Source organism: Bradyrhizobium sp. Arg237L (genome assembly GCF_029990105.1).
GTDB lineage: Bacteria > Pseudomonadota > Alphaproteobacteria > Rhizobiales > Xanthobacteraceae > Bradyrhizobium.
In genome coordinates, this window is the sequence record NZ_JAQMIL010000116.1 from 1 (window position 1) to 17,127 (window position 17,127).

Annotated in this window: 12 protein-coding genes; 6 read left to right on the top strand and 6 right to left on the bottom strand. The window is 65.2% G+C overall.

Going from position 1 to position 17,127, the window contains the following annotated elements:
- Positions 1-238: 238 nt before the first annotated feature.
- Positions 239-1,102: a LysR substrate-binding domain-containing protein gene (locus OZ411_RS40625; RefSeq protein ID WP_282532438.1), complete on the bottom strand. Its 864-nt coding sequence runs from the start codon at positions 1,100-1,102 to the stop codon at positions 239-241.
- 97 nt (positions 1,103-1,199) lie between these two features.
- Here OZ411_RS40625 and OZ411_RS40630 point away from each other — a divergent pair, with 97 nt between their 5' ends.
- Both OZ411_RS40630 and OZ411_RS40635 read left to right on the top strand, forming a co-directional pair.
- Complete coding sequence (locus tag OZ411_RS40630) at positions 1,200-2,120, top strand: DMT family transporter (protein ID WP_282532439.1); 921 nt, start codon at positions 1,200-1,202, stop codon at positions 2,118-2,120.
- Positions 2,121-2,212: 92 nt separating this feature from the next.
- Positions 2,213-3,553, top strand: a complete 1,341-nt coding sequence (locus tag OZ411_RS40635; protein ID WP_282532440.1) for a divalent metal cation transporter — start codon at positions 2,213-2,215, stop codon at positions 3,551-3,553.
- A gap of 2 nt (positions 3,554-3,555) precedes the next feature.
- On the opposite strand, the gene OZ411_RS40640 is transcribed toward OZ411_RS40635, so the two are convergent.
- The 5 genes from OZ411_RS40640 to OZ411_RS40660 form a co-directional block, all read right to left on the bottom strand.
- Positions 3,556-4,338 carry a TIGR02186 family protein gene (locus OZ411_RS40640; RefSeq protein ID WP_282532441.1) on the bottom strand — a complete coding sequence of 261 codons (783 nt, stop codon included), beginning with the start codon at positions 4,336-4,338 and terminating at the stop codon, positions 3,556-3,558.
- Entirely contained in the window at positions 4,335-5,264 is a 930-nt protein-coding gene (locus tag OZ411_RS40645; protein ID WP_282532442.1) for a sulfite exporter TauE/SafE family protein, read from the bottom strand. Before OZ411_RS40645 ends, OZ411_RS40640 begins: the two co-directional genes overlap by 4 nt.
- A gap of 307 nt (positions 5,265-5,571) precedes the next feature.
- Positions 5,572-6,240, bottom strand: coding sequence for a hypothetical protein (locus OZ411_RS40650; protein WP_282532443.1), 669 nt, complete (start codon positions 6,238-6,240; stop codon positions 5,572-5,574).
- 242 nt (positions 6,241-6,482) lie between these two features.
- Positions 6,483-9,869, bottom strand: coding sequence for a hypothetical protein (locus OZ411_RS40655; protein WP_282532444.1), 3,387 nt, complete (start codon positions 9,867-9,869; stop codon positions 6,483-6,485).
- Between the two features lie 335 nt (positions 9,870-10,204).
- Positions 10,205-10,792, bottom strand: a complete 588-nt coding sequence (locus OZ411_RS40660; RefSeq protein WP_282532445.1) for a PadR family transcriptional regulator — start codon at positions 10,790-10,792, stop codon at positions 10,205-10,207.
- 200 nt (positions 10,793-10,992) lie between these two features.
- On the opposite strand from OZ411_RS40660, the gene OZ411_RS40665 reads away from it, so the two are divergent.
- From OZ411_RS40665 to OZ411_RS40680, 4 genes are all read left to right on the top strand, one after another.
- Positions 10,993-11,424 carry a nuclear transport factor 2 family protein gene (locus tag OZ411_RS40665; RefSeq protein WP_282532446.1) on the top strand — a complete coding sequence of 144 codons (432 nt, stop codon included), beginning with the start codon at positions 10,993-10,995 and terminating at the stop codon, positions 11,422-11,424.
- A gap of 126 nt (positions 11,425-11,550) precedes the next feature.
- Positions 11,551-13,341 (top strand): acyl-CoA dehydrogenase C-terminal domain-containing protein, encoded by a 1,791-nt coding sequence (locus OZ411_RS40670; RefSeq protein WP_282532447.1) that lies wholly within the window; start codon positions 11,551-11,553, stop codon positions 13,339-13,341.
- A gap of 74 nt (positions 13,342-13,415) precedes the next feature.
- Positions 13,416-14,624, top strand: coding sequence for an acetyl-CoA C-acetyltransferase (locus tag OZ411_RS40675; RefSeq protein WP_282532448.1), 1,209 nt, complete (start codon positions 13,416-13,418; stop codon positions 14,622-14,624).
- A 153-nt stretch (positions 14,625-14,777) separates the two neighbouring features.
- Positions 14,778-17,003, top strand: coding sequence for a 3-hydroxyacyl-CoA dehydrogenase NAD-binding domain-containing protein (locus OZ411_RS40680; protein WP_282532449.1), 2,226 nt, complete (start codon positions 14,778-14,780; stop codon positions 17,001-17,003).
- Positions 17,004-17,127: the final 124 nt, after the last annotated feature.

The following is a 17,127-nucleotide window of genomic DNA, read 5'->3' on the forward strand; positions in this document are numbered from 1 at the left end:
ACCCACGGGTGCAACCAGCACCCGGCTTTCCCTGCGCCCTCTGATTTCGAGAGGGTGGAAAGTGAAGCAAAGCTCGGACGCAATGCGTCGCGAGAATGCGAACTCACATCCCCTCCGCTGTTTGAAATTTGAATCACAACTCGCGGCGAGGCCGTAGGGTGGGCAAAGCGAAGCGTGCCCACCCTCACGAGCGGAGTGCTGATGGTGGGCACGCTTCGCTTTGCCTACCCTACGCCCGCTACGCCGCTTTCGCCTGCACGGTGTCGCAGAACTCCGCGAGTCTGTCGGCAAGCCGCAGTGTGGCGGGGCTGGCGGCGGGGGAGGCGAGCAGGGCGACTTCGGTCCTGTCGATCGGGGCAAAACCGTCTTTTGCCGTGAGCACGCGGTGATCGGCCTGGATCGCGATCTCCGACAGGATGCTCAGGCCCATGCCGGCGGCGACCGCGGCCTGGATGCCGGAGAGGCTCGAGGACGTATAGGCCATGTGCCAGGCGCGGCCCGCGCTCTCCAGCGCATGGATCGCGCCGGCCCGGTAGAGACAGCCGGCCGGAAATCCGATCAGCGGCACCGAGCCGCTGCGCGCATCGCGCGGATGCGTCTTGCTGGTGACCCAGTGCACCCGTTCCGGCCACGCCGCGATCGCGCCCTTCTCGCCGGCGGTGCGCTTGAGCAGCGCCAGATCGAGCTCGCCGCGATTGAGATCGCGCTGCAGGTGCATGCTCTGGTCGGCGCGCACGTCGAGCCGGAGCGTTGGATGCGAGCGCGAGAAGGCGCCGAGCAGTTTTGCCAGCCGATAGGCGGCGAAATCCTCGGGGATGCCGAGCCGGATCGCGCCCTGATAGGTCGGTCGCGTCACGACATCGCGCGCCTCTTCGGCGAGCGCCAGCAGCCGTCGTGCATAGGAGAGCAGTCGTTCGCCGGCTTCGGTCGGGGTGACATCCTTGCCGTTGCGGACCAGGAGCGGCTGGCCGACATCTTCCTCCAGCCGCTTGATCTGCTGGCTGACGGTGGATTGCGTGCGGTGGACGCGCTCGCCGGCGCGGGTGAAGCCACCGGCATCGACCACCGAGACGAAACTGCGCAGCAGTTCCAAATCGAACATGGCGGCACCTATTCAAAAATCCACTGGCTGCCAGTCTATCATTTAATTTCCAAATGGGAAGGCGAGGCCCTAGATGGAAGGGCCAAGGAGAATTCACATGTCGCTCGCCCCTTCGATTGCGGCTCCCCGTCAAGGCTTCAATCGGCTGCCGCTATTGATGGCTCTGTTCTGCCTGCTCTGGAGCTACGCCTTCATCGCCGGCAAGATCGGCGTCACCGATTGTCCGCCGCTGCTCCTGCTCACGGCGCGATTTTCGCTCGCGGGCATCCTGATCCTCGGCTTTCTGGCGCTGCGCCGCGAGGGCTGGCAGCTCTCCTGGCGCGATGTCGCGGTCTATTCGGTGCTCGGCGTTGCCAACAACGCGCTCTATCTCGGGCTTGGCTATACCGGGCTGAAGACAGTCTCCGCCGGCATCGGCGGGTTGATCGTCTCGGCCAATCCGGTGTTCACGGCGGTGCTGGCGGCGCTGTTCCTCGGCGAAGTCTTGACCTGGCGCAAGGTCGCGGGTCTCGTGCTCGGCGTTGTCGGCGTCGCCTTCATGGTCTGGCATCGGATCTCCGTCGGCACCGAGCATATGGAAGGCATCGTGTTCACGCTGGCCTCGCTCGCTTCCATCGTCACCGGCACCATCCTGTTCAAGCTGCTCGCACCCAAGGGCGGCCTGTGGATCGGCAATGGCATCCAGAATCTCGCCGGGGGGCTGGTGCTCCTGCCATTCGCGTTCACGCTCTCGAGCGTCTCCGAGATCGTGCCGAGCGCGCGGCTATTGGGCGCATTCGCCTTCCTAGTGTTCGGCGGATCGATCCTGGCTTACGCGCTGTGGTTTCATCTGTTGAAAGTGTGCGGCGCCACCGCCGCGAGCGCCTATCACTGCCTGATGCCGCCGCTCGGCATGCTGTTCGCATTCCTTGTGCTCGGCGAGCATGTCGAGTCCCGCGATCTGCTCGGCATCATCCCGGTCGCGCTCGGCATCTATCTCGTGACCCGTCCAACCGCCGCGCCCGCACCGCGCGCCTGACGACATGTCTTGCTTGTGCCACAACGAGGAGCCAGGTACAGCGCCGGGAACCGAACCACCTCCGGTTCGTTGTCGCGGCGACTGGACCGGGTATGACGCAACACAAGGCATCGACTGGCAATCACGTAAGACCCGGCGATAAGCCGGCCTCCAAGGCCAAGCCGCGCCAGCCCTTCGAACTCAAGCGCTTCCTGCAATCGCTCGGCCCCGGCCTGATCACCGGCGCCTCCGACGATGACCCGTCCGGGATCGGCACCTACAGCCAGGCCGGCGCGCAGCTCGGCTACGGCATCGGCTGGACCATGCTGTTCACCTTTCCGCTGATGGTGGCGATCCAGGAGATTTCGGCCCGCGTCGGCCGCGTCACTGGTCAGGGCATTTCAGGCAATGTGTGCCGGCACTATCCGCTGTGGCTGCTCAACATCGTGGTCACGCTTTTGTTCATCGCCAATACAATCAACATCGCGGCCGATCTCGGCGCCATGGCGGATGCGACGACGCTCCTGGTCGGCGGGCACCCGATCCTCTACGTGCTGTTGTTCGGCGTGGCGTCGGTGGCAGCCCAGATCATCCTCGATTACAAGCGCTATGTCGCGGTGCTGAAATGGCTGACGCTCAGCCTGTTCGCCTATGTCGCGGCGCTTGCCTTCGCCCGCATCTCCTGGGGCGAGGCGCTTGCCGGCATATTGATTCCAAGGCTCGATTGGAACGGAAACTATTTCACCACCATCGTCGCGATCTTCGGCACCACGATCTCGCCCTATCTGTTCTTCTGGCAGGCCTCGCAGGAAGCCGAAGACCAGCGCATCGACGCCAGGAAGCAGCCGCTGATCGACAAACACTATGGGGCGCGGCAGGAATTTTCCCGCATCCGCGCCGACACCATCGTCGGCATGGCGTTCTCGAACCTGATTGCGCTCTCGATCATCGTCACGGTCGCTGCGACCTTGCATGTGGCGGGGAAGACCGACATCCAGAGCTCGGCGCAGGCGGCAGAGGCGCTGCGTCCGATCGCGGGCCCGTTCGCGGAGGCGATCTTCGCGCTCGGCATCGTCGGCACCGGGCTGCTTGCCATTCCCGTGCTCGCGGGTTCAACCGCTTACGCTGTCGGCGAGGGACGCCAGTGGCCGGTGGGCTTGGCGCGCAAGCCGAAGGAGGCGGTTGCCTTCTATGCCGTGCTGGCGCTGTCGGCCGGCTTCGGCATCGCGCTGAATTTCACGCCGATCAACCCGATCTCGGCGCTGTACTGGAGCGCGGTCATCAATGGCGTGCTCGCCGTTCCCGTGATGGTGCTGCTGATGTTCATGGCGGGCCGCCACGACGTGATGGGCCGGTATATCATCACCGGCCCGCTCTATTGGCTCGGGTGGCTGTCGACGATGGCGATGCTGCTGAGCGTGGTTGCGATGGGCGTCGGGCTCTTCGCGTCGTGACGTCAATCGCGCCGGAACACGATCGAGGCCATCCAGCCGGTCATCAGCGCCATGGCGGCGGTGACGAGGCCGTAGGCAAGGCCGTTCTGCCGCGCGGTATTGGCGACGAACTGCTCGAAGCCGACCTTGACGATCTCGAAGGCAGTATCGGCCTTGGTCACCAGCGCGCCGTCGGTGAACAATTTGATCTCGACATTATAGGTGCCGATCGGCACCTCGGCCGGCAGCGGAATGGTGGTGCGGAACAGGGTCGGGGTCAGGAACGTGACCGCCGAGGTCTCCTCGCGATACAGCCCGTGCTCGATGCGCAGCCGCACGAAGGCACTGCGGAAGACGTCGTTGGGAACGACGTCGGCATAGTCAGGGCCGACGCGCTGCATCAGCAGCACATTGTTGAGCCCGAGCTGCTGGCGCCGCTGCACCTCCGGCGAAGCGATCTGGTCGAAGGGGCGGTTGGAGAACAGGGCGAGATAGGTCGGCACCTGCAGGAACTGCCGGTAATCGCTGTTGATCCAGATCCCGAATCGGCGCTCCTTGCGCCGCGTCACCATGTCGGCGCGGGGGCCGATCACGCTCACCACGAGGTCGTAATTGGTGCGGCCGGGCGGGGTATCGGCATCCCTCTCGACCGAGCCGAACAGCACCAGTTCCTCGCCGGAATAATTCGGCGTCACCGTGACGCGGTGGTTCGAGACCGAAACGATCAGCCGCTCCGCACAGGCCGGGCTTGCAGCGAGGATCGCAGCGAGCAGGGCGGCGAGAACGAGGAGTGCGCGGGCGGTCATGGCGCGCCGCCGCCGGTTTCGCGGATGGTGAAGAGATCGGCGGGGCGGATCACGAGCTCGACCGCAAAGCGGATGCCGACCGCAAGCACCAGGAGCCCGAGCAACAGCCGCAGATGCTCGCCGCGGATCTTCTGGCCCGCGCGGGCGCCGAACTGCGCCCCGGTGACGCCGCCGACCATCAGGATCAGGGCCAGCACGGCATCGACCAGGTGGTTGGTCACCGCGTGCAGCAGGGTCGCGAAGATCATCGTCACCAGCGTCAGCACCATCGAGGTGCCGATCACGGTCGAGGTTGGCACCCGCAGCAAATAGATCATCAGCGGCACCAGGATGAAGCCGCCGCCGATGCCCATGACGGCGCCGATGAAGCCGATCACGAGGCCGACGAAGATGACGGGAATGATGGAGAGATAGATCTTGGAGCGCTTGAAGCGCATCTTCAGCGGCAGGCCGTGGATCCAGCCATGGCTGCCCGGGCGGCGCAGCGTGACGGTGCCGCCGCGGCGGGTGCGCAGCATCGCGCGCAGGCCCTCATAGGCCATCGCCCCGCCGACCGCGGTGAGCAGCACGACATAGGACAGCCCGATCATCAGGTCGAGCTGGCCGAGCGAGCGCAGATAGGTGAAGGTCCATACCCCGAGCGCGGTGCCGATCGTGCCGCCACTTAACAGGATCAGCGCCAGCGTCGGATCAATCGCGCGGCGGCGCCAATAGGAGATCGCGCCGGAGAAGGAGGAGGCCGCGATGTGGCTCGCGACGGAGGCAACCGCGACCGCCGGCGCGATGCCGATGAAGATCAGGAGCGGCGTCATCAGGAAGCCGCCGCCGATACCGAACATGCCGGAGACGAAACCGACCGCCGCGCCCATCGCCAGCACGAGGAAGATATTGACGGGAATATCGGCGATCGGGAGGTAGAGCTGCACGCGCGGTCGCTTCTTATAATGCCGCGGGGCTGGCGTACGGCCAGCCCACGGCGCGGTTTTCTGATCGAGCTTGCGGGCAGCGGAATCCGACGCGGAGACGGGCGCGGATCGGTTGCCGCGCCCTTGAATAACCGAAATCGCCGCGACGAGGGACTATAGAATCCGCCAACGCGGACTTTTTTGTCGCACCCAGAGCATGATCCCGAAAAGTGGAAACCGGTTTTCCGAAAAGATCATGCTCAAACAAAGAGATGAGATCATGATCCGATTCCGTCCAATCGGATCATGATCTAGGTCGGCCGTCGCCTCACGGTCGGCCGATGGGATCGGTAATCAGGTTCATCGCCGCGGCTTCCTTGGTGCCGAGCCAGCGGATGTCCCTGGTTTGTGACATCGCCTCGACGACGGTGGACGAAACGCCCATCCTGGTCATGTAGTGCAGGACGGCACCGGTGACGCGCTGGGTGTCGGCGACGGGGTCGGCAACCGGCGCCGTGGTGACGAACCGGTGGACGCCCAGCATCGAGCCCTCGATGCCGTAGCGGGTCGTGCCACCGGCAAAGGCGAGGACGCAGGCGCTGGCGCAATAGGCCGGGCGGACCTGGCCCGAAGCATCGGCAACGCCGACGGCGGTCGTCAGCCCGCGGGTCCGGATCATTTCGCCGATGATGAGCGCCTGGTTCAGAGCGCCGCCCGGAGATGACAGAAGGACAACATCGCCGGGCGCCAGATGGGCCTCATCCAACCTGTCGCGGAACCAGTTCGCGGCGGCCGGCCCGATCTCGCCCCTGATGGCCAAAGCGGGCCGCGAGCCGACCGCCCCGCCGAGATCGGTCTTGCTGATCAGTTTCGAACTCAGGCTCGGCGAAAAATACTGGTCTCTCCAATACGCCCAGGCGTCGGGCCGCGACAGGTCCCGATAGGCGCGGATGCCGACGCCGGAGATCAGGAGGACGAATATGACAATCGACCACATCGACCACCGCCATGCCGGCCGATGAGGCGGCCGCGCTTTCGGTTGATCGATCGACTGGCGTGGTGGTGCTACGTGGGGCCCGGTCGGCGAGCTTCGGTAGCGACCTTCGTGGTCTTGGGCTGACAAACTGGTTCTCTCGGCGCTGGCAGCTACCCGCGCGGGGGCCCGGCCTTTCTACACAGCTTCAGCGCTGAGATACATATGGCGACGCCGCACCGCAGCGTCCTGCGTCTGTCATAATTTTAATGCGCGATCGAGGCGGTCCGCTTCTGTGACGCCGCCCTGGCCGCGGGCTTGGCCGCATTGGGCGGCACGGTCGCGGAGTCCCAGCCGCCCGGTGGGGTCGCGGCGTTGACGGCGTCGTCGGGCTGCGGCTCGGCGGTGAAGGTCTGGATCGCGAGCTTGGCCGCTGCCAGCGATTGAGCGTCGAGGCGCTTGGCAACATCGTCGCGCTTGTGGCTGGCGTCGGCGTCGCCCTGGGCTGCGGCGAGGCTGAACCATTTGAAGGACTCGGCCAGGTTCTGCTCGACGCCGATGCCACGGGCATAGAGGATGCCGAGATTGAACTGGCTGTCGGCGACGCCGCGATCAGCGGCCTTGCGGAACCATTGTGCCGCGCTCTTGTAGTTGGCGCCTTTGCCGCCGCCATCGGCATCGAGCACCGCGAGATTGTGCATGGACTTGGCGTTGCCGCGCTCGGCGGCCTGCACGTAGTAACGCCGCGCGGTGTCGACGTCCTTTTTCACGCTGAGGCCCTTCTCATAGAAGGTTCCCAGCCGGAAGATCGCGGGCACCACGCCGGCCTGCGCGGCGCGCTCGTACCACTTTGCGGCCTCGTCATAATTGATCGGAACGCCCTTGCCTTCGGCGAAGCGCACGCCGACCTCATAGGCCGCGGCCGGATCGCCCCTCAGCGCCGCAGCGCGCAGCACCGGGCCGCCGATGGCATCAGGCAGCCGCTCGCTCGGGGGCACCTGCACCATCATAAGCCTGCCGCCCATCGGCGCGACGGACGGCGCGGGGATCGAGCCGGTGATGTCATTGTTCGCAACGGGAGATGGGAACGGCGCGGGCGCCGGCGGGATCGCCACCTGCGAGCCGTCGAGCATGTTCGGCGCGGTGCTGTTGTTGGATTGCCGGCCGAGCGGGGTCGGCGAAGTCATCAATGGCGCCGCAGGGGCCGGCGCGGGCGCGGGTGCGACAACCGCAGTGTCGGCCGGCGGCTGGGCCGCGGCGGGGGCATCGCTCGACCTCTCCATCGGCGGCATCTGCGGCGAGGTGCCGCTATCGAGCAGGATCATCGCCACCTTGAAGGCGCCGAGCACGATGACCACCACACTCGCGCCGACCAGCAGCGAGCGGATCTTTGACGTGATGGTCGAGGGCTCCTTGCCCTCGGACTTGCCCTGAGCCTTGTCGACCGGCTTGGCCTTGGCTGCCGCCTTGGCCCCACCACGTCCGCCCTTCTCGGTGGCGGCCTGGGCGGCCGCGGCCTGGGCGGCGCGGCGTGCGGCGGCGATGAAGCTCGACGTGGAGACCGGCTCTTTAGTGGAGGGCGAGATCTCGCTGATCGCGCTCTCCGACGCGGCGATGCGTTCGGTGGGCGTCGACACCCGTCCGGTCGGGCGCGTGCCCGGCTCGAGCGGATGATCCGGCGGCAGGTCCGGCTCGAGCGCGGCGCGGACCGCGGCGTGCGGCTCCAAAATCTCGCTGATCGCGCGCGGCGGGAGCGGCGGCGGAACGGGTACAGCCTCCACCGGCATGGCCGCATGGAAGTCGCGCGGCGCGGCCGCGAAATGTTCCTGTATCGCGGGATTGGGCAGCTCGGGCTTCGGCTGCGGCATCACTGTCTGCGGCATCGCGGCGCGCGGCGGCTCGGGCGCCGGTGACGGCGTGGCCGGCGCGGAGCGCACGGTGCGCAGATCGTTCTCGATCATCGCGAGGCGATCGACCACATGGCCGAGCGTATTGTGCACTGTCTCGAGCGAATCCTGCGTGCGGCGGTCGGTTTCCGACTGGCTGTAGCGGATATCGGACAATTCGCGCTTGACCATATCGACGAGGCCAGGGTCGAGCGGCTGCGGCGCCGGCGCGCCGGCATTGCGGCTCGTCTCGGCCAGCGACACGAGATTGGCGTGCTGGCGTTCGAGATGGCGCAGGATGTCCTGCAGCCCTTCCTCGACGCGCCCGAAATTGCCGGACTGAGGATTGGAGAAGGTTTCCAGGCGTTCGAGCAGGTAGGAGACACGCTGTTCAAGATGCGCGAATGCCGAGGCGCTGTCATTGCCGACCTGCATGCGGTCGATCCGTTCCGACAGCGTACGTACGGCGTCTTCGAGATGTTGCGAGTGTTCGGTTGGCGCCGGGCGCTCGCGGCTTTCCAGGGTCGAGGCCAACGCGGCGATCCGCTGCTCGAGGACCGCAAAGGCATCGCCATGGTTGCCGGCGCGCGCGAGCTCGTCGACCTTGGACGACAGCGTCTGCACGTCCTCGGTGAGCCGTGCCAATGCGTCGTTGGAGGCGATATTGGAGACGATCGCGCGGAGCGCGGCGATTGCGCTCTCGAGCTGATGCACCGTCGAGGGATCGTCGTTGGTGCGCAGGATCAGATCGAGCTTGGCGCCGAGATTGCGGATCGCCTCGTCATAGCCGGCGAGCTGCTCGGCCGGGGTGAGCGAGCGCAGCACCTCGCGGATCTCGGACAGCGCACGCTCGATGCCGGAGAGCGCCTGGCCGTCGGCACCGTTCTGCCGGTTGTCGTCGATGCGGCGAGACAGCGAGCGGATCTCGCTTTCGAGCGATTCGATCGCGCGGCGCGGCATCGCCTCGGTGAGCGCGGCGCGGATTTCCGCAAGCTCGCTCCGGAACGCGGCGATCGACTGCTCGATATGATCCGGCCGTTGCAGTGCCTCGATCTGGCTCGTGATCTTGATCAGATAACGCTCCAGCGAGGAGAAGTCCGGGCCAGCCAGTGCCGGCGCGGCAGGTGCCGGTGCAACCGGAGGAGCATGTGCGGCCATTGGCGGAACGCTTGGGCCCGTCGGCTGAGCTGCGCCCATTGGCTGAGCGTGGCGCGGCGGCATCTGCCGCGGTGGCGGACCGTCGAGTTCGTTCTGGCGTGCGGTGATCTCCGCGATCGCGGAATCGAAAGAGGCGGGACTTAAGGGCGGCGACGGACGGTAGACCTTTGCGGCAGCACGCTCGACGGCTTCCGCCTGGCGCTGCCGGTCCGGCATCTGGGGCTGGCGCGCCGCGGCAGCGGGATTTGAAATCTGTGACAGCCGCGCATCGAGCCGCGAGATCGCGTCGTTGAGCTGGCGCGCGACGTTGGACTGGCCGCGCGCAGCGTCGCTGCGCGGGGCGTCATTGCGCGGCGCGGGCCGCGCTAATCGATCGATCTGCTGGGTGATCGCATCTAATCGCTGATGAATGTCGGCGACGTCCCGGCTTGCCTGGCTCGGCATCGCGGGCCGCGCCTGGTCATTGCGGAGATCCGGCGGCGCCGGCTCGCCCATGGTGGAATTGAGCCAGTCGTTCAGCGACATGCCGGCGCGGCGAGCCGCAGCCTCGGCCCTTTCGCGGACGGATGGATCGATGCTTTCAACACTCCACGATACGCGCGAATTCATGATTCCGTCCGGTCCCGACTAAGGCGTCCACACCCACGCCTGCAGCCTCCCCGTACGTCCCGATTGAACAGACAATCGAATTCCGCGCGGGGCGTCTGCCTTAGCCGTCGACTTTTTCGCGTTACGGTAAAGAACGGGTTAAGGAATGGCGCCGCGGGGCTCTAAAGTTACCTTTGCGCGGAACCTGCATCGGGAAGCCCGTCGTCCCGGCCTCCGAGCCGGGACCCATAACTCCGACTATGTGTTGTGAAACGTGCAACTCGGCCCAGCGTCTTCCAACCACAAACCCTGTGGTTATGGGTCCGGGTCAAGCCCGGGACGACGGGGAGAGGTTCCTATGCCTTATCGTCGCCGTGGCCCGCTTTGAGCGGCTGAACGGTTACCCGGTTTGTCAGGGCGGAGAGGGCCTCGATGGCCTCCTCGCACCACTCCGCCACGACCTGCTCATGGCGAAGGCCGATGCGAAGCCCGAGCAGCTTGCCCATATCGGCGGGCGAGGCCGTACCTTGCGGGAACCGCTTGTTGAGGAGGCGCTCGTAGCGCTCGTAGCGGTCGCGGTGGTGTTCCAATCGCGCCATCAGGTCGGTGCGCAGCGGTTCGATATCGACGCTGTCGAGCGCGTAGAGCCGCACCAGGAGATCGTCCTTGATCGACGCCGGCATACTCGGACGCGCCGCCCAGTGCCGTAGCGCGGCCTTGCCCTCAGGTGTTAGCGTGTAGACGAGCTTGTTGGGCTTGCCGGATTGGACGACCTCGCGGGCCTGGACATGGCCGCGGTCGCGCAGCTTGGAAAGCTCGCGATAGATCTGCTGATGGTCGGCCTTCCAGAAGAAGCCGATGGACGCGTCGAACGTCTTGGCGAGCTCGTAGCCCGTCATCGGACGTTCGGTCAGGCATGCGAGGATCGCGTCACCCAGCGCCACGGGTCGCCACTCCCTCTCCGGTTTGCTTGAGCAGGATACTGTCGGAGGACAGGCGCCCATTTGTCCGGATCCTGCTCACTCGTCCAGCATCCTTGACTTTATGCACATAGGCGCATATGCGTCAATGTGCATATTGACGGTCAAGACTAAACGGCGCGCCATGGTCGGGCCATTGCACGTTCCGCCAAGAGGAGACGTCTTTGACAATGACCGGCCTCGACAAGTGGTACGCCTACATGAAGTCCCATGATCGCGCAGCGCTCTGGGATCTGCTTCACCCCGACGCCGTATTCGAAAGCCCCGTCGTACACACGCCGCAGTGCGGACGTGACATCACCTTCAAATATTTGTCGAGCGCGGAAAAGGTGCTGGGCGGCCCCGGCTTCACGTATCGGGGCGAATGGCGCAGCGATAACGGCGCGGTGCTCGAATTCGAAAACGAGATCGAGGGCATCAAGATCAACGGGGTCGACATCATCACCTTCGATGCGGAGGGACGGATCATGCATTTCAAGGTGATGGTGCGCCCGCTGAAGGCGATCAACCTGTTGCACCGGCTGATGGGAGAAGAGCTAATGCGGCAGGCCGGCGAGGCCAGCGCCGCCAAGTCGCAGCCTAAGTCGCAGTCCTGATCCCGATAATCGCTTTCCCGAAACACCGAAAGGTCTAAGGTCTGTTTCGGGAACCTTTAATGGTCGCAGCGTCGCGAGGGTCTTGCCTGCGGCGCCAAATTCAAAAACTGCCTGCCGGAGCACAGCATGCCGATCTACAAAGCCCCAGTCGAAGATGTGAGTTTCCTGCTCAATGACGTCTTCCAGATCGACCGCTACGACAACCTGCCGGGTTTCACCGACGCATCGGCTGACGTGCGCGAAGCCATCCTGGGCGAGGCGGCGAAGCTTTCCGAAGAAGTGTTGCAGCCGCTCAACCGTGTCGGCGACCTCGAAGGCTGCGCCCGCCACGACGATGGCTCGGTGACGACGCCGAAAGGTTTCAAGGAAGCCTATAAGCAGGTGGCCGAAGGCGGCTGGCTCGGACTCTCGGCGCCGACGGAATATGGCGGGCAGGGCCTGCCGGTGACGCTGAGCCAGGCGGTCAACGAATTCCAGATCTCGGCCAACATGGCGTTCTCCATGTATGGCGGTCTCACCATGGGCGCGACCGCTGCGCTGCTGGTGCACGGCACGGACGAGCAGAAGACGACCTATGTTCCGAAGATGGTGGCGGGCGAATGGACCGGCACCATGAACCTCACCGAGCCGCATTGCGGTACCGATCTCGGGCTGTTGCGGACCAAGGCCGTGCCCCAGGCCGATGGCAGCTTCAAGATTACGGGTACCAAGATCTTCATCTCGGCCGGCGAGCACGACCTCACTGAGAACATCATCCACCTCGTGCTCGCGCGCATCGAAGGCGCGCCGGCCGGCATCAAGGGCGTCTCGCTGTTCGTGGTGCCGAAAGTGCTGGTCAATCCCGATGGCTCGCTCGGGGCACGCAACGGCGTCACCTGCGGCTCGATCGAGCACAAGATGGGCATTCACGGCAATTCCACCTGCGTGATGAATTACGACAATGCCACCGGCTGGCTGATCGGCCAGGAGAACAAGGGCATGCAGGGCATGTTCGTGATGATGAACGAGGCCCGGCTCGGCGTCGCCGTGCAGGGCCTCGCGCAGTCCGAGGTCGCCTACCAGAACGCGGTGGCCTATGCGCGCGAGCGCCTGCAGGGCCGCTCGCTGACCGGCACGAAGGAGCCGGAGAAGCCGGCCGATCCGATCATCGTGCATCCCGATGTCCGCCGTACGCTGCTGACGATCCGCGCCTTCAACGAGGCGGCGCGCGCCATGGTGATCTGGACCGCGCTGAAGAGCGACGTCGCCCATCGCTCGAACGATCCCAAGGACCGCCAGGAGGCCGACGACCATATGGGCCTGATGACGCCGGTCCTGAAGGGCGTGCTGACCGACACCGGCTTTGCCAACACCGTGCTGGCGCAGCAGATGTATGGCGGCCACGGCTATATCGCCGAGCAGGGCATGGAGCAGTTCGTGCGCGATGCGCGTATCTCGATGATTTATGAGGGCGCCAATGGCATCCAGGCGCTCGATCTCGTCGGCCGTAAGCTGCCGCGCGACGGTGGCCGCGCGGTGATGGCGTTCTTCGGCGAGGTCGGCGCTTACGCCAAGGAGCACGGCGGCGACGAAGGCATGAAGCCGTTCGTGACCCCGCTCTCCGCCGCGCTCGGCCATCTGCAGCAGGCGACCGGCTGGCTGATGCAGAACGCGATGACCAAGCCCGACAATGCCGGCGCCGCCGCGACCGACTACATGAAATTGTTCGGGCTGGTTGCGCTCGGCTACATGTGGGCGCGGATGGCGAAGGTGACGCAGGACAAGATCGCCGCCGGCGGCGCAACGCCTTACCTCTCGACCAAGCTCGTGACCGGCCGCTTCTTCATGGAGAAACTGCTGCCGGAGACGGCCGTGCATCTCGCGCGCGTCCAGAGCGGCAGCGGTACCACGATGGAATTGGCGGCCGAAGCATTCTGAAGAATCTTCGGCAGCTACCCCGCGGCTTCGGCCGGTTCGGCTATATATTATGATCCTCATCTAAGGAGGGCGTCATGCCTGAGGCATATATCTACGATCACGTTCGTACCCCGCGCGGCCGCGGCAAGCCCGACGGCGCGCTGCACGAAGTCACCGCGCTGGCGCTCGCCACCGTCCCGCTGAAGGCGCTGAAGGAGCGCAACAACATTGCCGAAGACGTCGTCGACGACGTCGTGCTCGGCATCGTCGATCCCGTCGGCGAAGCCGGCTCCGACATGGCCCGCTTCGCGGCGCTGAAATCCGGCCTCGGCGAGAAGGTGCCGGGCGTGCAGATCAGCCGCTTCTGCGCTTCGGGCCTCGATGCCGTGAATTTTGCCGCCGCCCAGATCATGAGCGGGCAGCATGAACTGGTGATCGGCGGCGGTGCGGAGTCCATGAGCCGGGTCGGCATCGGCGCGTCCGGCGGCGCCTGGCCGATGGACCCCTCGATGGCGGTGCCGGCCTATTTCATGCCGCAGGGCATCTCGGCCGACCTGATCGCGACCAAATACGGCTTCTCCCGCGACGATGTCGACGCCTACGCTGTGCAGAGCCAGCAGCGCGCCGCTAAGTCCTGGGACGAAGGGCGCTTCGACAAATCGGTGGTGCCGGTGAAGGACGTCAACGGCCTCACCATCCTCGCCAAGGACGAGCATATGCGGCCCACGACCACGATGCAGTCGCTGGCGCAGCTCCAGCCGTCGTTCGCGGCGATGGCCGCGATGGCGGGTTTCGATGCCGTGGCGGTGCAGTCGCATCCGGAGATCGAGAAGGTCAATTACGTGCATCACGCCGGCAATTCTTCAGGGATTGTCGACGGCGCCGGCGCGGTGCTGCTCGGCAGCAAGGAAGCGGGCGCGAAGCTCGGCCGGAAGCCGCGGGCCAAGATCCGGGCCTTCGCCAATATCGGCTCGGAGCCCGCGATGATGCTGACCGGGCCGGTCGACGTCACGGAGAAGCTGTTCGCCCGCTCCGGCATGAAGAAGTCGGACATCGATCTGTTCGAGCTGAATGAAGCCTTCGCCTCGGTGGTGCTGCGCTACATCCAGGCCTTCGACATCGACAACGCCAAGATCAACGTCAATGGCGGCGCGATCGCGCTCGGCCATCCGCTTGGCGCGACCGGCGCGATGATCCTGGGGACCGTGCTCGACGAGCTCGAGCGCACCGACAAGTCGACCGCGCTGGTGACCTTGTGCATCGGCGGTGGCATGGGCACCGCGACCATCATCGAACGCGTATGAAGCCGTAGGGTGGGCAAAGCGAAGCGTGCCCACCATCGAATTCTCAGCAAGTGATGGTGGGCACGGCGCAAGTGCGCCTTTGCCCACCCTACGATCCGAGCTTTAGAACAACCGCCAGCGCCTTACCGGCAGCCGGCATCGAGGGAGCACCACATGGCCTTCAAGAATTTCAAATTCGAAACTGACGCCGACGGCATTGCGCTCGTCACCTGGGACATTCCGGGACGTTCGATGAACGTGCTGGACGAAACCTCGGTCCTCGAGCTCGAGGAGATCGTCAAGCAGACCACGGGCGATGCCGCGATCAAGGGCGTCGTCATCACCTCGAGCAAGGACGCGTTCTGCGCCGGCGCCGACCTTTCGATGCTCGAGGGCATGAGCCGCACCTATGCGCAGCTCCTGCAAGAGGAGGGCGAGGTCGCGGCCAATCAGGTGTTGTTCGAGCAGAGCCGCCGTTTCTCGCAGGTGTTCCGCTCGATCGAGACCTCGGGCAAGCCGTGGGTCGCCGCGATCAACGGGCTCGCGCTCGGCGGCGGCTTCGAGATCACGCTGTCCTGCCACTACCGCGTCGCCGCGGAGAATCCGAAGACCCGGCTCGGCCTGCCCGAGATCAAGGTCGGCCTGTTCCCCGGCGCCGGCGGCACCCAGCGCGTGCCGCGGATCGTGCCGCCGCAGGATGCGATGCAGCTCCTGTTGAAGGGCGAGGCGATCAACCTCGCAAGGGCCAAGCAGCTCAACCTGATCCATGCGATCGTGCCGCCCGGTGAGCTGATCAAGGCTGCGAAGGACTGGATCAAGGGGGGCGGCAAGGCGGTCGCGCCATGGGACGAGAAGGGCTTCAAGCTGCCCGGCGGCCCCGTCTTCTCGAAGATGGGCATGCAGATGTTCCCGGCGGGCAATGCGATCTACCGCCGCGAGACCTACGATAATTATCCGGCGGCGCGCGCCATCATGAGCTGTGTGTACGAAGGCCTGCAGTTGCCGATCGACGCGGCGCTGCGCGTCGAGTCCCGCTACTTCACGCAGATCCTGCGCTCCAAGGAAGCGGCGGCGATGATCCGCTCGCTCTTCCTGTCGATGCAGGAACTGAACAAGGGCGCCCGCCGTCCTGCGGGCGTGCCGCCGACCAAGGTCAAGAAGCTTGCCATAATCGGCGCCGGCTTCATGGGCGCCAGCGTCGGCTACGTCTCGGCCAAGGCCGGCATCGATGTCGTGCTGATCGATCGCGACCAGGAGAGCGCCGACAAGGGCAAGGCGCACGCCAAAAGCGTGATCGACGGTCTCGTCGCCAAAGGCCGCGCGAAGGAGGCCGAGCGCGATGCGCTGCTGTCGCGCATCACCGCGACCGCCGACTACAACGTGTTGAAGGACTGCGACCTCGTTATCGAGGCGGTGTTCGAGGATCGCAAGGTCAAGGCTGATACCTATGCCAAGGCGCAGCCGCTCTTGAAGGGTGACGCGATCTTCGCCTCCAACACCTCGACGCTGCCGATCAATTCGCTGGCCGAGGAATTCAAGGACCAGGGCAAGTTCATCGGCATCCACTTCTTCTCGCCGGTCGAGAAGATGATGCTGGTCGAGATCATCCTCGGCAAGAACACCGGCGACGCCGCGCTCGCGACCGCGCTGGACTATGTCCGCGCCATCGGCAAGACGCCGATCGTGGTCAATGACTCCCGCGGCTTCTTCGCCAACCGCTGCGTGATGCGCTACATCGCGGAAGGCAACGAGATGTTCCTGGAAGGCGTGCCGGCGGCGATGATCGAGAACACCGCCAAGATGGCCGGCATGCCGGTCGGGCCGCTGTCGCTGTCGGACGAGGTCGCGCTCGACCTCGGCCTGAAGATCATGAAGGCGACCGAAGCCGATCTTGGCCCCAACGCCATCAACCAGGATCACAAGAAGCTGATGGTTGAAATGGTCGAGAAGCAGGGCCGCTTTGGCCGCAAGAATGCCAAGGGCTTCTACGACTATCCGGAGAAGGGCAAGGGCCAGAAGAGCCTGTGGCCCGGGCTTGGCGGGCTGCAGCCGAAGCACCTCGATCCGGATACGCTTGATGTCGAGGAATTGAAGCAGCGCTTCCTGGTGGTGCAGGCGGTGGAAGCCGCACGCACGGTGGAGGATCATGTCATCACCGACGTGCGCGAGGCGGACGTCGGCTCGATCCTGGGCTTCGGCTTCGCGCCGTTCACCGGCGGCACGCTGTCCTATATCGACTTCATGGGCACGAAGAAATTCGTCGAGCTCTGCCACAAATTCGAGGCCAAATACGGCTCCCGCTTCACCCCGCCGAAGCTCCTGGTCGAGATGGCGGCCAAGGGCGAGACCTTCTACGGCCGCTTCCCGCCGAAGAAGCCGGTGGTGGAAGCCGCGGAGTAGGGGGCGGCAGCTTGTAGCCCGGATGGAGCGGAGCGAAATCCGGGAAAGTCTTATGGAGTGCCCCCCAAAAGTGAGACACGGGAAATTAGGGACAGTTCTCTAACGGAGAACGTATGCCCAACAA